At 50.9% G+C, this 14563-nt stretch carries 17 protein-coding genes and 1 pseudogene; 7 read left to right on the forward strand and 11 right to left on the reverse strand.

Going from position 1 to position 14563, the window contains the following annotated elements; all coding sequences use genetic code 11:
* Positions 1-11: 11 nt before the first annotated feature.
* From FHD02_RS21440 to FHD02_RS21480, 9 genes are all read right to left on the reverse strand, one after another.
* Positions 12-542, reverse strand: a complete 531-nt coding sequence (locus FHD02_RS21440) for a DUF3833 domain-containing protein (RefSeq protein ID WP_042308962.1) — start codon at positions 540-542, stop codon at positions 12-14.
* Positions 539-1066 (reverse strand): hypothetical protein, encoded by a 528-nt coding sequence (locus FHD02_RS21445; protein WP_137359959.1) that lies wholly within the window; start codon positions 1064-1066, stop codon positions 539-541. The genes FHD02_RS21440 and FHD02_RS21445 overlap by 4 nt, the downstream gene beginning before the upstream one ends.
* A complete protein-coding gene (locus tag FHD02_RS21450) occupies positions 1066-1548 on the reverse strand; it encodes a DUF2878 domain-containing protein (RefSeq protein ID WP_137359958.1) in 483 nt (160 codons plus the stop codon). Before FHD02_RS21450 ends, FHD02_RS21445 begins: the two co-directional genes overlap by 1 nt.
* Complete coding sequence (locus FHD02_RS21455) at positions 1545-2765, reverse strand: cyclopropane-fatty-acyl-phospholipid synthase family protein (protein WP_137359957.1); 1221 nt, start codon at positions 2763-2765, stop codon at positions 1545-1547. Before FHD02_RS21455 ends, FHD02_RS21450 begins: the two co-directional genes overlap by 4 nt.
* The gene (locus FHD02_RS21460) at positions 2762-3484 is read right to left on the reverse strand and encodes a DUF1365 domain-containing protein (RefSeq protein ID WP_137370770.1); all 723 of its coding nucleotides are present in this window, start codon (positions 3482-3484) and stop codon (positions 2762-2764) included. Before FHD02_RS21460 ends, FHD02_RS21455 begins: the two co-directional genes overlap by 4 nt.
* Position 3485: 1 nt before the next feature.
* On the reverse strand, positions 3486-4742 hold the full coding sequence (locus tag FHD02_RS21465) for an NAD(P)/FAD-dependent oxidoreductase (RefSeq protein ID WP_220394302.1): 1257 nt from the start codon (positions 4740-4742) through the stop codon (positions 3486-3488).
* Positions 4739-5458, reverse strand: coding sequence for an SDR family NAD(P)-dependent oxidoreductase (locus FHD02_RS21470; RefSeq protein ID WP_137359955.1), 720 nt, complete (start codon positions 5456-5458; stop codon positions 4739-4741). Before FHD02_RS21470 ends, FHD02_RS21465 begins: the two co-directional genes overlap by 4 nt.
* On the reverse strand, positions 5455-5889 hold the full coding sequence (locus tag FHD02_RS21475; protein WP_038639921.1) for a nuclear transport factor 2 family protein: 435 nt from the start codon (positions 5887-5889) through the stop codon (positions 5455-5457). Before FHD02_RS21475 ends, FHD02_RS21470 begins: the two co-directional genes overlap by 4 nt.
* A gap of 231 nt (positions 5890-6120) precedes the next feature.
* Positions 6121-6849, reverse strand: coding sequence for a MerR family transcriptional regulator (locus FHD02_RS21480; protein WP_042308973.1), 729 nt, complete (start codon positions 6847-6849; stop codon positions 6121-6123).
* Positions 6850-6887: 38 nt separating this feature from the next.
* On the opposite strand from FHD02_RS21480, the pseudogene FHD02_RS24525 reads away from it, so the two are divergent.
* Positions 6888-7016 (forward strand): annotated as a pseudogene (locus FHD02_RS24525) (integrase); the annotation flags it as partial.
* Between the two features lie 128 nt (positions 7017-7144).
* Here FHD02_RS24525 and icd read toward each other — a convergent pair.
* Positions 7145-8395, reverse strand: a complete 1251-nt coding sequence (icd, locus tag FHD02_RS21485; RefSeq protein WP_042308974.1) for an NADP-dependent isocitrate dehydrogenase — start codon at positions 8393-8395, stop codon at positions 7145-7147.
* Positions 8396-8596: 201 nt separating this feature from the next.
* Between icd and rluE the strand changes: the two genes are divergently transcribed.
* From rluE to FHD02_RS21515, 6 genes are all read left to right on the forward strand, one after another.
* On the forward strand, positions 8597-9220 hold the full coding sequence (rluE, locus tag FHD02_RS21490; RefSeq protein WP_137349607.1) for a 23S rRNA pseudouridine(2457) synthase RluE: 624 nt from the start codon (positions 8597-8599) through the stop codon (positions 9218-9220).
* A gap of 9 nt (positions 9221-9229) precedes the next feature.
* A complete protein-coding gene (locus tag FHD02_RS21495) occupies positions 9230-9691 on the forward strand; it encodes an NUDIX hydrolase (RefSeq protein ID WP_137359953.1) in 462 nt (153 codons plus the stop codon).
* Between the two features lie 53 nt (positions 9692-9744).
* Positions 9745-10851, forward strand: coding sequence for a tRNA 2-thiouridine(34) synthase MnmA (gene mnmA, locus FHD02_RS21500; RefSeq protein WP_003832402.1), 1107 nt, complete (start codon positions 9745-9747; stop codon positions 10849-10851).
* 34 nt (positions 10852-10885) lie between these two features.
* Entirely contained in the window at positions 10886-11527 is a 642-nt protein-coding gene (gene hflD, locus FHD02_RS21505; protein ID WP_042309320.1) for a high frequency lysogenization protein HflD, read from the forward strand.
* A 3-nt stretch (positions 11528-11530) separates the two neighbouring features.
* On the forward strand, positions 11531-12901 hold the full coding sequence (purB, locus tag FHD02_RS21510) for an adenylosuccinate lyase (protein ID WP_016153410.1): 1371 nt from the start codon (positions 11531-11533) through the stop codon (positions 12899-12901).
* 434 nt (positions 12902-13335) lie between these two features.
* On the forward strand, positions 13336-14319 hold the full coding sequence (locus tag FHD02_RS21515) for a glycosyltransferase (protein ID WP_220394303.1): 984 nt from the start codon (positions 13336-13338) through the stop codon (positions 14317-14319).
* 153 nt (positions 14320-14472) lie between these two features.
* On the opposite strand, the gene FHD02_RS24530 is transcribed toward FHD02_RS21515, so the two are convergent.
* The coding region (locus FHD02_RS24530; protein ID WP_039391442.1) for a hypothetical protein at positions 14473-14563 on the reverse strand (91 nt) is incomplete at its 5' end.

Genomic DNA, 14563 nt, shown 5'->3' on the forward strand with positions numbered 1-14563 from the left:
CCTCTTCCTCACTATCGCGTTTTACGGGAGAAGAAAAGCGTCACCGTACCGACGGTGAGGCCAAATTTCTTCATCTCCGTTTTATTAAACAGATGGTTAGCATCCTGCATGTACATCCAATCGTCAAAATTCAGCAACCAGGTTCTGCCGCTGGCTTTCACATTCATACTGTAATGCCAGTTGAACGCGTTGCCCGCTGCTTGCCCCTTCGCCACGCCTTCAATGTCACCGGCAGTACCTTCGTAACGATCGGCGCTAACTTTACGGATATGCCACACCCGCTGCTGTTTCTCTCCATCGTCGTACACAAAGCGTTCGTTGAGGGTCAATGTGTCTCCCACCACATCGCCGTTAATATCGACATGGAAGCGACGAAGCTGTTTACCGCTGCGGTCCTGAATCATCCCCCATGCTTGCGTTTCTCCCTGAAAATACTGAAAGATATCCAGCGTCGGCTGCTGTTGCCGATAGTCGGCAATTTCAGCGCTACAACCAGCCACCTGCATCAGCAAGGGCAGGCTCAGGGCCAATAAACGTTTCATTTTTCACCTCCAGTAAGCTGCTGACGCAGCTCAGGATATTGCGTGCGGGAACCCAGCCAGACAGAGAGAAAGTTTTCGCTGAACGCCGCCGACTGCGGTGGGCCAAGCGGGATAAAGTGCCTTTGAGCCGCTGAAGCGCGATACCAAAACTTCCCCTGCTTATCTTGCAATACAAAAGCCAGTTGCGTACCTGGCGCGACGTCTGGCCATATCTCACTCAACATGCGAAGCCAGGACTCACTCTGCGCTTCCCGCCCCAGAATACCCTGCGCTCGCCACTGTTCGCGGGTGGCATTAACCAGTTCTTGCCGTTCAATATTGCGCTGATAGGTGATAATCAGTGCTTGATCCTCTTTCAGCCCGCGATAGCGCCCATCCGGCGTGCGCAGTTGTGAGGTATAGATCGTGAATGGTCCCCAGGAGAGCGTCGCATCACCGACTTTCCGCCAGATTAACCAGTCAGTTGCACCGGCAAAAGGCGCCGTCGCCATGACGCCCAGCAGTATCAATAAGGCAGGTTTCATTAGTGTTTCCCCATGAAAATATGAAAAAACAGCATCAACACCAGCCAGCCCGTCGCCATTAAGCCAACAACAATAAATGTTGGTTCCAGAAAAGTAATGGCCCCCAAACGCTCTCCTATCACATAGGCGATCGGCCCACCACCGGTGGCCATTATGGCCAGCAGCCATCCCGGCAAGGTAGTCGAGCAGGTAAGGTGCGTCCACAGGACAGCGAACATGAGCCAAAGCGCAACCATCCATAACGGCAACAATGCTTCGCCGTTAAAATTAATCAACCCCGTCAACGCCCACAGCGCATCCAGACCACTACCCACCGCTGCCAGCATTAACGCGTACAGACGTTGCGCAGACGGCAGCAAGAAGCAGGCCAGAATAGCCAGCCCAAGCCATAACGCCAGGCCGCGCTCACGAAATAACACCACCATGAGCCAGTACATATCGAACCCGACAGCCAGGATAAAGACCTGAAAATGGCGGTTCATGGACGTTCCGCCGTCAGTTGCACCACGCTGATCGTGCGGGCGTTAAAACCGGCTTCGCAGTAGCCGAAGTAGTACAGCCACATACGGCGAAAACGCTCATCAAATCCCAGTTTTTCAATGTCATGCCAGGCGTGAACAAATCCTTGTCGCCAGTGCGCAAGCGTCCGGGCGTAGTCAGGCCCCATATCGAACAGATTACGAACCACAAAGTCAGTATGCTTTGTCATCAGGCCGCTCATCGCGGTGATACTGGGTAAAAAGCCCCCTGGAAAGATATAGCGCTGAATAAAATCAACGCCTTTGCTGTATTCGCGATAGCGCTGATCCTGAATGGTAATGGCCTGAATCGCCAGTTTTCCCCCACGACGCAGTCGCGCCTGGCAGGTACGGAAAAACGTCGGCAGATAACGCTGACCAACCGCTTCGATCATTTCAACCGACACCAGTTTGTCGAATTCCCCGGTCAGGTCGCGGTAATCGCACAGCAGGACGTTGACTCTCTCCTGTAAACCTGCGCGGGCAATCCGCGCTTTCGCCCAGGCAAACTGTTCCTGAGACAGGGTCGTGGTGGTTACACGGCAACCGTAGTGGCGGGCGGCGAATTCCGCCATCGCCCCCCAACCAGTACCAATCTCCAGCAGGTGATCATTCGCGGTCAGTGCCAGTTGCTCGCAAAGCCGCGCCATTTTGGCCTGCTGAGCCTGCGCTAAAGACTGCTCGGGGCAGGTGAATAAGGCGCTGGAATAGAGTAAATCCTCATCAAGAAAGTACGCATAAAATGCATTACCGAGATCGTAATGCGCGGCAATGTTTTCTTTTGCTTGTTGCCGATGGTTGCGACGCTTCCAGTGACGCAAACGCTCGGCGGGTCGGCCAAGCAGGCGAAAACCGCTTTCCAGGCGTCCCAGTAGGGTGCTGTTAAGCGCAAATATTTGCAGTAACGGCGTGAGCTGTTGCGTTTCCCACTCTCCGTCCATCCAGGCCTCAGCCGCCGCAAGACTTCCGCCTTTCAGCACCCGCCAGTACACTGTGGGCGAGAGAATATGTACTTCAGCGCGTAATTCAGCTGAAACATCACCAAAATGTAAGGTCTGCTCCCCTTCCCGCATCGTGACAGAACCCTGGCGAAGGCCGCTCAGCATGCGGAAAATAAGCCAACGCGCCACACGCAGGTTGCGCGGAACATCAGGTTCAAGCGCAAAGACGGGATCGGTCATGATCGTTCACTCCTGCTGACGGGATGGTTGTAGAGAGGGACTCGCTTGAGCCACAGGCGTAGCGCCTGCCAGTAAATCGCGAACACCGTTTTCAGCGTCATCAACGGCAGTCGTAGCAGCAACGCGCGTAAACTCGCCTGCGTCAACGGCTCGCGTTTGAGCATCAGGCTGGCATCAAAAATCTTCTCTGCCTGGTGGTTTTCGATATGCATATGAAGCGTTTTACCCGGCGGGTTAAATCGCCAGTGATAGACCATATCCATCGGGTTAAACGGCGATACATGGAACACTTTTTCCAACGGACGCTTTTCCTGTGCGTCTACAGCGTAGTAATGTCGCTCATTCCATGGCGTATTGCGGACTTCCGCCAGTACCCAGCGCAGACGCTGTGAACGGTCATAGCAGTAGTAAAAATTGACCGGGTTAAAATGAAAACCGAAATAGCGCAGCTGTGTCAGAAGCATTACACGCCCCCCGGGATGTTCGCCCGTCAGGCAGGCAAGCTTATTCAACACGCTCTCTCTTAACGGTGTCCCCAGAGGGTAATCCGCATCATGAAAAGCTGTCGCGGCGAAGCGATTACGTTTCACGCCTACGCCCGAAAGCTGTGCGAGTTCATCTAAATCGAGCCACGCCATAAACACCTGATAACTAAACTGGTGTGTTGCTGGCTGGAGGCGGCGATGGCGCAAAACACCGTGGTACAGGCAGCTGTTCATCTTAGCCCCCCTCTCCTGCGGCAATGCCGTGTACTACATCGAGCGCGCTGCGCACGCCATCCTCATGAAAGCCGTTGTACCAATAAGCCCCGCAGAACCAGGTCCGACGCAGGCCGTTGATCTCAGTGCGGCGCGCCTGCGCGCGCCAGCTGTCGGGATTAAACAATGGGTGCTCGTAGACAAAGCGTCGCCAGACGAATCGCTCGTCAATAGGGGTGTCCGGGTTGAGGGTCACGCAGAATAGCGGGCTTCCTTCGGGTAATCCCTGGAGAATATTCATGTTATAGGTGACACAGGCGCTGGCGCGATCTTGCCCACTCAGGCGGTAATTCCAGCTTGCCCACGCGCGTTCGCGTACCGGTAACCAGCGGCGATCGCTGTGCAAAACGACCTCGTTACGCTGCCAGCTAATTGCGCCCAGCACGTCGAGTTCTGCGGTGGTGGCATCACCAAGCACGACCAGAGCCTGCGAAGAATGACAAGCGAAGATCACCTGATCAAACGTCTGTACTGATCCTGCCAACTGGATTTTGACGCCGCTGTCGTGACGAATGACCTGCTGAACAGGCGCATTGAGGTGCAATGCCAGACGCTCACCCAGCTTCGCCAGCATAACGCGAATGTACTCGCGCGATCCGCCTGGCACCACGTACCACTTCGGACGATGCCAGATATCCAGCAGGCCGTGGTGTTCAAAGAAGCGTAAGAACAACGGCAACGGAAAATGGCGCATTTCCTGTAGCGAAGATGACCAGATAGCTGCGCCCATCGGCAGAATATAATGACGCGCAAAGAACGCGCTGAAATGGTGCTGGTCGAGGAAGGTCTGTAGCGTGGCGTTGGCATCGACATCATTCAATGCCCGTTTAGCCAGACGATTAAAACGGACAATCTCTTTCATCATTCCCCAAAATGCGGGTTTGAGCAGGTTCTGACGTTGGGCGAACAAGGAAGTCAGAGTATGACCGCTGTACTCCATACCGCTTTGCGTATTATGCACCGAAAAACTCATCTGCGTTTTTTGCCCCTGGATACCGAGTTCACTCAGCAAGCCCATAAAACGCGGATAAGTTCGGTCGTTGTAGACGATAAAGCCGCTATCAATCGCGAAATTCCCCTGTGGAGTCGCTATATCTACCGTCGCAGTATGGCCGCCAGGGGTCGACGCCGCTTCAAAAAGCGTCACCTGATGATGTCCGGCCAGACGCCAGGCGCAGGTTAATCCGGCAATACCACTGCCAATGATAGCAATTTTCATGAACGCACCATCCTGCGCAGCAACGTGCGCTGGAGACTCTCAGGCAGCCCGGCCAACAGACGCAGCAACACGCCAAAACCTGTCGGGAAGGCAATACTATTTTTTCCTTTCGCCAGGCCACGACGAATAGCCTTCACCGCCTGCTTTACACTCACCTGCCCGGGCATAGGAAAATCGTTTTTACGGGTAAGCGGGGTATCAACAAATCCTGGCGAAACGACGGTCACGGCAATACCTTTTGGCTCCCAGTCCAGACGCAAACTATTGGCAAACCAGGTTAGCGCGGCTTTAGACGCACCATAGGCTTCCGCCCGTGGGAACGGCAGCCAGTGCGCCATCGAACTGACCAGCACCACACGGTTACCGGAAGTTAACTGCGGCTGAAGCGCTGCCAGGCAGTTGATGGGGCCCTGATAATTCGCCGCCATCACCCGTTCAACCTTCCCTGCATCTATCCAGCCGTGGTCGAGATATTCGCAAGTTCCGGCACAGAGAATAACCAGTTCGGGTTTGCAGTCCGCCAACGCCTGGCGACAGGCGTCCCTGTCTGTCATATCGAACAGGCGTACTGTGATGTTGGCGTGGGATTGGCGCAGTTGTTCCAGCCTTTCGGGATTGCGGCCACAGGCAATCACGTGGCAGCCGTCATCGGCCCATGATTTTGCAAGCCCGGCGCCAATCCCTGAACTTGCGCCAGTAATGAGGACAGTCATCATGCGCGCACCCTCCTTTTAACGTGGCGAACGGCCCAACCCAACAGCGGCAGATGCTCATAGAGCATCTCACCGGCATCGTAATAATCACGCTGGCGAAAAATCTTCTCGCCATGTGTCTCGACCATTGAACATCCCGGCAAAGATCGTATTTCTCCGCCAGCAATACGCGGATGCGACCAGTACATTGTCCACGTCACGGCAAACCTCCCGGTCTCACACAGTGGAGGGTCAATGGCAAAACGGCAGGCGTTCACATTCGCCAGGAGATGCGAGAAATAGCGCTGAATGGCAAACAGCCCGTTATGTTCCCCGAAGGGATCGACAAGTACCGCGTGCACGTCGTACAAACCGGCAAGCGCGGGGACGGGCTGGCGATCCAAACTGGCGTAGTAATCCACAAACCTGTCGATAACGGATGGCGGTGCGCGCATAGCTCTTACCCTTGTGTGAACCACATTACGTAGGCGGTATAATTAAAACTTACACAAACACTTTAATTTGTCCAAGTTTATACTAAAAAATAATTATAAATTCATTTAATTCAATAAATTAAAGTTTAATATTTTTGAGCAAATTTATTCGTAAGCCACTAAGGTAGTGACCAATCAACACACAAGAAAGGTAATGACCAATCAACACACAAGAAAGGTAATGACAGAGAATTAAAGCGGGATCACTTCGAGGGAGTTGACCTGCTGTTGCCAGAGGTCTATCTGTTTTTTGCGCGCTACGGTGAGTTTGCCGGACGTCACCAACAGCCATTTGCGTTCGGGGAAAATTTCAGGCGCAAGCATCGCGGGCGGTACAGGAAGCACATCAATGCGATGTCCCTGTCCAGTGCGACCAAGCGCTTCAAGCCAGATCTCGCAGGGGTCGGTAAGATGCCAGCCTGTAATCAGGTAGTTATCGCCCGGCGCACGCTTATCCCCTTCCAGGCAAAACGAGGTGTAAGAAATAATAATACCATCAAGGATTTCACGCAGCGTCATGATAGCCGGCACGTTAGCTGATACCTGGCTTCGCAGAGGGCGCAGCACCTCGCTCACCAGTTCAGGGCGGGGATATTCGCGACCGGCATCATAAATAAGCTGGCGCAGAGAGTCTATTTTCCCTTCGTTCAAGCGCTGCAGCATACTCTCTTGCAGAGCGAGCCAGTTATTCGTTCGCCGGGCACCAGGGCGGGACAGCAACGGTTTAACCTGGCTTATCGGTACGCCTTTTTTCACCCAATCGAGAATTTTAAGCGCCTGTTGGATATCGTCATCGCTATACAACCGGTGCCCACCATCCGTACGTTGTGGTTTGAGAAGTCCATAACGACGTTGCCAGGCGCGCAGCGTTGTGGCGGTTATTCCACAAAGCCTCGCAAATTCACCGATGGAATAGGACATACAGAGCACCTAATAACCAATAATACTTTCAATATACTACGAACCACGAGCAACAATCACTTTCAGAAAGAAGATATAAAGCACAAGGGATTGATATCCACAAATTATTGGAACATAAATCAAGAAAAATGACAGACAAATATCACGACGACAGGGGTAAGGATTGAACTGTTGTCGAAGTAAAAACGGGGTGAGCACGCCTGGTTTTTGGGGAAGCATTTTGGGGAAACAATGTTGCAGGCACAAAAAAACGGGAACCTCTCGGCTCCCGTTCTCATACAACCCAGAATCTGGATTACATGTTTTCGATGATCGCGTCACCAAACTCTGAACATTTCAGCAGCTTAGCGCCATCCATCAGACGTTCGAAGTCATAGGTTACGGTTTTCGCGTTAATCGCGCCTTCCATACCTTTAACGATCAGGTCAGCCGCTTCGACCCAACCCATGTGGCGCAGCATCATTTCTGCAGACAGAATGATAGAGCCAGGGTTCACTTTATCCTGGCCTGCGTACTTCGGTGCAGTACCATGGGTCGCTTCGAACAGCGCACATTCGTCACCGATGTTCGCGCCTGGCGCGATACCAATCCCCCCCACCTGTGCTGCCAACGCATCAGAGATGTAGTCGCCGTTCAGGTTCATACAAGCAATCACATCGTACTCAGCAGGACGCAGCAGGATCTGTTGCAGGAACGCATCGGCGATAACGTCCTTAACCACGATTTCTTTGCCGGATTTCGGGTTCTTGATTTTCACCCACGGGCCGCCATCGATCAATTCGCCACCGAATTCTTCACGCGCTAACTGGTAACCCCAGTCTTTGAACGCGCCTTCAGTGAACTTCATGATGTTACCTTTATGTACCAGGGTAACAGAATCACGATCGTTCGCGATGGCATATTCGATCGCCGCACGAACCAGACGCTTGGTCCCTTCTTCAGAACACGGTTTGATACCAATACCACAATGTTCCGGGAAGCGAATTTTCTTCACGCCCATTTCTTCACGCAGGAATTTAATCACTTTCTCAGCATCTGCGGAGTCTGCTTTCCACTCGATACCCGCATAGATATCTTCGGAGTTTTCACGGAAGATAACCATGTCGGTCAGTTCAGGGTGTTTTACCGGGCTTGGCGTACCCTGGTAATAACGCACCGGGCGCAGGCAGACATACAGGTCAAGTTCCTGACGCAGAGCAACGTTCAGAGAGCGAATACCGCCGCCAACTGGCGTGGTCAGAGGGCCTTTGATGGCAACACGATATTCACGAATCAGATCAAGGGTTTCAGCAGGCAGCCAGACGTCCTGGCCATAAACCTGAGTGGATTTCTCGCCGGTGTAGATTTCCATCCAGGAGATTTTACGCTCGCCTTTATAGGCTTTCTCGACAGCAGCATCGACAACTTTGATCATCGGTGGGGTTACATCAACGCCGATACCGTCGCCTTCAATGAACGGGATAATCGGATTTTCAGGAACGTTGAGTTTGCCGTTTTGCAGGGTGATCTTCTTACCTTCCGCCGGAACAACTACTTTGCTTTCCATTCACCTCTCCTTCGAGCGCTTCTGGTTTGCTCGTCTGTCATCGCGCTGCATGTGCATTGGCGTCCTGCTGCACGACTGCGTTAGAGCAATTTTTTGTTAATGATTTGTAATGAGCGTGTCAATACTACCCTATTGTTCGTCGCCATGAAAGACACTCGTTCTTAGGCTATAATGCGGCAATTGACATAATCTGAAAATACCATGCAAAAAACTTCTTTTAGAAATCACCAAGTTAAGCGATTCAGCTCACGACAAGTCACTAAGCAGCGTAAAGAAAACCAGCCAAAACGAGTGGTTTTGTTCAATAAACCCTACGATGTTTTGCCACAATTTACTGACGAAGCGGGACGCAAAACGTTAAAAGATTTTATTCCTGTGCCAGGCGTGTATGCTGCGGGTCGTTTGGATCGGGACAGTGAAGGGCTTTTAGTGCTGACCAATGATGGCGCATTACAGGCGCGGTTAACGCAGCCCGGCAAGCGCACGGGGAAAATTTATTATGTTCAGGTTGAGGGAGAACCTACGCCCGAAGCGCTGGAAGCCCTGCGCACTGGCGTAACGCTTAACGATGGCCCCACGCTGCCTGCAGGCATTGAAGTGGTAGAAGAACCCGCCTGGCTGTGGCCGAGAACCCCGCCCATTCGTGAACGGAAGAATATTCCCACCAGTTGGTTAAAAGTCACCTTATATGAAGGCCGCAACCGTCAGGTACGGCGTATGACAGCACATGTTGGGTTTCCTACGCTACGCCTCATCCGTTATGCCATGGGTAATTACACGCTGGATAATCTCGCTAACGGCGAATGGCGGGATGCAACTGTATAAGGAATCGGTATGTTCAAACCACACGTTACGGTCGCCTGCATTGTGCATGCAGAAGATAAATTTTTAGTCGTTGAGGAAACCATAAATGGCAAAGCCTTGTGGAATCAACCTGCCGGGCACCTGGAAGCAGACGAAACCCTGGTACAGGCCGCCGCCCGTGAGCTATGGGAAGAGACAGGCATCAACGCACAGCCGCAGCACTTCATTCGGATGCACCAATGGATTGCGCCGGACAGAACGCCTTTTTTACGTTTTCTGTTTTCTATCGAACTTGCCAATATGTGCGCTACTGAACCCCATGACAGTGATATTGATTGCTGTCGCTGGGTCAGCGCAGAAGAGATTCTCTCAGCGCCAAACCTGCGCTCACCGCTGGTTGCCGAGAGCATTCTCTGTTATCAGAGCGGGCAGCGCTATTCGCTGGCAATGATCGGTGAATTTAACTGGCCGTTTACAGAGGGTGTCAAGTAAAGGGCTGCGTGCTAGAATATGCCGCCTTGAAGTTCAATGTCGTGAGTATTCCTATGTCTGAAAGCCCAAAAAAAGTGATCGTCGGCATGTCCGGCGGTGTCGATTCCTCCGTTTCTGCCTGGCTGTTGCAACAACAGGGCTATCAGGTAGAAGGCCTGTTTATGAAAAACTGGGAAGAGGACGATGGCGAGGAATATTGCACAGCGGCTGCCGACCTTGCGGATGCACAGGCTGTCTGTGACAAACTTGGCATTGAACTGCATACCGTTAACTTTGCCGCAGAATACTGGGACAACGTCTTTGAGCTGTTTCTTGAAGAGTACAAAGCGGGTCGTACGCCGAACCCGGATATTCTGTGCAATAAAGAGATCAAATTTAAAGCCTTCCTCGAATTTGCCGCTGAAGATTTAGGTGCCGATTACATCGCCACCGGTCACTACGTGCGCCGCGCTGATGTCGACGGCAAAAGCCGCCTGCTGCGAGGGCTTGATGGCAATAAAGACCAGAGCTATTTCCTCTATACGCTCGGCCATGAGCAAATCGCGCAAAGTCTGTTCCCGGTCGGCGAACTGGAAAAACCACAGGTGCGTAAAATTGCCGAAGATCTCGGTCTGATTACCGCCAAGAAAAAAGATTCCACGGGTATCTGCTTCATCGGCGAACGTAAGTTCCGCGAATTTCTTGGTCGCTACCTGCCCGCTCAGCCTGGCAAAATCATCACCGTTGACGGCGAAGAGATTGGCCAGCACCAGGGACTGATGTACCACACTCTGGGCCAACGTAAAGGTCTGGGCATTGGCGGTACGAAAGAAGGGACGGAAGATCCATGGTATGTGGTGGATAAAGACGTTGAGAACAACATTCTGGTTGTCGCTCAGGGTCACGAACACCCACGCCTGATGTCCGTTGGCCTGGTGGCACAACAGCTGCATTGGGTCGATCGCGAACCGTTCACCGGCACAATGCGCTGCACGGTGAAAACCCGCTACCGTCAGACTGACATTCCGTGCACCGTTAAAGCGCTGGATGCTGAACGTATTGAAGTCATTTTCGACGAACCGGTTGCGGCGGTAACGCCGGGTCAGTCGGCTGTCTTTTACAATGGCGAAGTCTGCCTCGGCGGCGGAATTATCGAACAACGCCTGCCTTTGCCGGTCTAATTATTTACACATTTGATACAAGGAAGCAGTGAACGTGGCAAAGAATTATTATGACATCACCCTCGCCCTGGCAGGTATATGCCAGTCGGCACGCCTGGTGCAAGAACTGGCGCACCAGGGGCATTGTGATGCCGATGCGTTACACGTTTCACTTAACAGTATCATCGACATGAACCCCAGCTCGACGCTTGGGGTTTTTGGCGGGAGTGAAGCTAACCTGCGACTTGGCCTTGAAACGTTGCTCGGCGTGCTCAACGCCAGCAGTCGTCAGGGGCTGAACGCGGAACTCACCCGCTACACGTTAAGCCTGATGGTACTGGAGCGTAAGCTGTCAGCGGCCAAAGGCGCTATGGACACGCTGGGAGACCGTATCAACGGCTTACAGCGCCAGTTGGACCATTTTGATTTGCAGTCAGAAACGTTGCTGAGCGCGATGGCTGGCATTTATGTTGACGTCATCAGCCCACTCGGCCCGCGTATTCAGGTCACGGGTTCCCCTGCTATCCTCCAGAGCCCACAAGTTCAGGCTAAAGTACGCGCTTCGCTATTGGCTGGCATTCGTGCAGCAGTGCTCTGGCATCAGGTTGGTGGAGGCCGTCTGCAACTCATGTTTTCTCGTAATCGCCTGACGACTCAGGCAAAACAAATTCTTGCTCATTTAACCCCGGAGTTGTGATCTATGGAATTATCCTCACTGACCGCCGTTTCCCCTGTCGATGGACGCTACGGCGATAAAGTCAGCGCGCTGCGCGGGATTTTCAGTGAATACGGTTTGCTGAAATTCCGTGTACAGGTTGAAGTACGCTGGCTGCAAAAACTGGCCGCGCACGCAGCGATCAAGGAAGTTCCTGCTTTTGCTGCCGACGCAATCGGTTTCCTTGATGCGATCGTCGCTAACTTCAATGAAGAAGATGCCGCGCGTATCAAAACCATTGAGCGTACGACTAACCATGATGTGAAGGCAGTTGAGTATTTCCTGAAAGAAAAAGTGGCTGATATCCCGGAACTGCATGCCGTTTCCGAGTTTATCCACTTCGCGTGTACGTCAGAAGACATCAACAACCTGTCTCACGCGCTGATGTTGAAAACCGCTCGCGACGAAGTAGTCCTGCCATACTGGCGTAAGCTTATCGACGCAGTGAAAGATCTGTCCGTACAGTATCGCGATATCCCTCTGCTCTCCCGTACCCACGGTCAACCTGCCACCCCGTCTACGCTGGGCAAAGAAATGGCTAACGTGGCTTACCGTATGGAGCGCCAGTACCGCCAGCTTAACCAGGTCGAAATTCTCGGTAAAATCAACGGTGCCGTGGGTAACTATAACGCCCACATCGCCGCTTACCCGGAAGTAGACTGGCATCAGTTCAGCGAAGAGTTTGTTACGTCGCTGGGCATCCAGTGGAACCCGTACACCACGCAGATTGAACCGCACGACTACATTGCCGAGCTGTTTGATTGCATCGCACGTTTCAACACTATCCTGATCGACTTTGACCGCGATGTCTGGGGTTACGTGGCGCTGAACCATTTCAAACAGAAAACTATCGCTGGCGAAATCGGTTCCTCCACCATGCCGCACAAGGTTAACCCAATCGATTTCGAAAACTCCGAAGGCAACCTGGGTCTGTCTAACGCGGTACTGCAACATCTGGCGAGCAAACTGCCGGTTTCCCGCTGGCAGCGAGACCTGACGGACTCAACCGTTCTGCGCAACCTGGGCGTCGGTATTGGCTATGCGCTGATCGCGTATCAATCCACACTGAAGGGCGTGAGCAAACTGGAAGTGAATCGCGATCATCTGCTGGATGAACTGGACCATAACTGGGAAGTTCTGGCCGAGCCGATCCAGACCGTGATGCGTCGCTATGGTATTGAAAAGCCTTACGAGAAGCTGAAAGAACTGACCCGCGGCAAACGCGTTGACGCTGAAGGTATGAAGCAGTTTATCGACGGTCTGGCCCTGCCGGAAGACGAAAAAACTCGCCTGAAAGCAATGACGCCAGCCAATTACATTGGTCGCGCCGTCACTATGGTTGATGAACTGAAGTAATCTGTATTGCGCCGGAGAGCAATTGCGCCTGTTCCGGCCACCAGTTTATGTCGTATGCAAGCCGGATAAGCGTCAGCGCCTTCTGGCTTTTTTCGCCAGTGATAGCCTCCCTTCCCCCGGTTTATTAAATGTTTATCCCCACAGCCACATAATCACCGCTAAACCTTAAAATTGACTTATAATTTTAGAAGATGTTAATTTCTGGCTGACTACAGATTAAGTACATTAATGTATCATGCTGGAAAAGAACTATCCGTTGCTCACGAAATCATTCCGCACTATATTGCAAGTGCACTAGTCTACCTGGTCTACGACTGTATACAATTACACGATGATTTCCTTCTTCGGTATGGTAAGATAAAAAACTCGAGGAAACTCTCAGCCTCGCAAAAAGTTTAATTTGGATTAAGTTTTGTAACTTAAGGAAACATTTAATGGATACCCCTGTCTTGTTAAGCGTCATAATCCCCTGCTATAACTGCCAGGATTATATTTATCAATGTTTACAATCCGTATGCTGTCAAATAGATGATAGCGTCGAGATCATTGTGATTAATGATGGCTCTACAGATAACTCCATTGAAGAAATAGAATCATTCATAAGTAAAAACAAAAATAAATCCATTAAATTAATCACTCAAGTAAACCAAGGTGTATCTGCTGCCAGAAATGCAGGGATTGATGCTTGTTCAGGGAAGTATTTGGCATTTTTAGATGGTGATGATCTTTGGGATTCATCATTTTGGGATAAAATCAGTCCAACACTAAAGCTTGATGACATTGATTTAATTGAGTTTAATGCAAATAGATTTTATGACGACAACACACAGAAAGTAACCGCTGTATCTATCGTATCCACAAACGAAACATTAACCATAGATTCAATAAGTAATCTACGTGAAACATTTTCTAAAAACGAATGGTTTCCATGGGCAAGAGTTTATAAAAAATTCATATTTAATACGTTGCGCTTTCCAATTGACAGGCATTATGAAGATATAGCTTTAATACCCAAAACATATCTTCTATCAAAAAAAATCAAACGCATGACCGATGTTCTTGTTTTATACCGAGTCAGGAAAAATAGTATAACTAACGCACCTCGAATAAAAGATGTCGATGATATAATATGTGCCATGGCTGTTTTCAATGAATTGCTTAACACAAAAAGCAAGAGCGAGATCGAAACCATAGCACCAGCGGTTCACCAGACATATAGTCTGGCAAAAAGAATAAGCACAAGAATTAATGGTTATTGCCACTTTAACAAAGAGCAAATTCACCATATAAAAAATGCAATCACACCATTCTCCAGCACACAAACATTGAGCAAGAGAATTAACACCATCTTAATTCGAGAATATTGTCTTATAAAGAAGATAAAATATAAACTTAGGTCTAGTCGGACTAAAGTATAAATAACTTGCAGCCTATTTTTGGCAACTTCTCTAATGGGTTTAGTATCCCTAAACCCCTACTACATAACTATATGTTAACTACTTATACGTAGTTACGCAGGTTGTTCGGGCCAGTTAATATCTGGCGCGCCTAAATAGCTGCGCCTAATACCGCTACACTTTTGCCTGGCCATGTTTTCCTCCGGGGAATGGGCTGGCGGTTTCCATAAAATGGCGGACCTTTTTCAGTAACTGCCACATTGAG

This window comes from Citrobacter sp. EC_71, from assembly GCF_019584005.1.
GTDB classification, from domain to species: domain Bacteria; phylum Pseudomonadota; class Gammaproteobacteria; order Enterobacterales; family Enterobacteriaceae; genus Citrobacter; species Citrobacter werkmanii.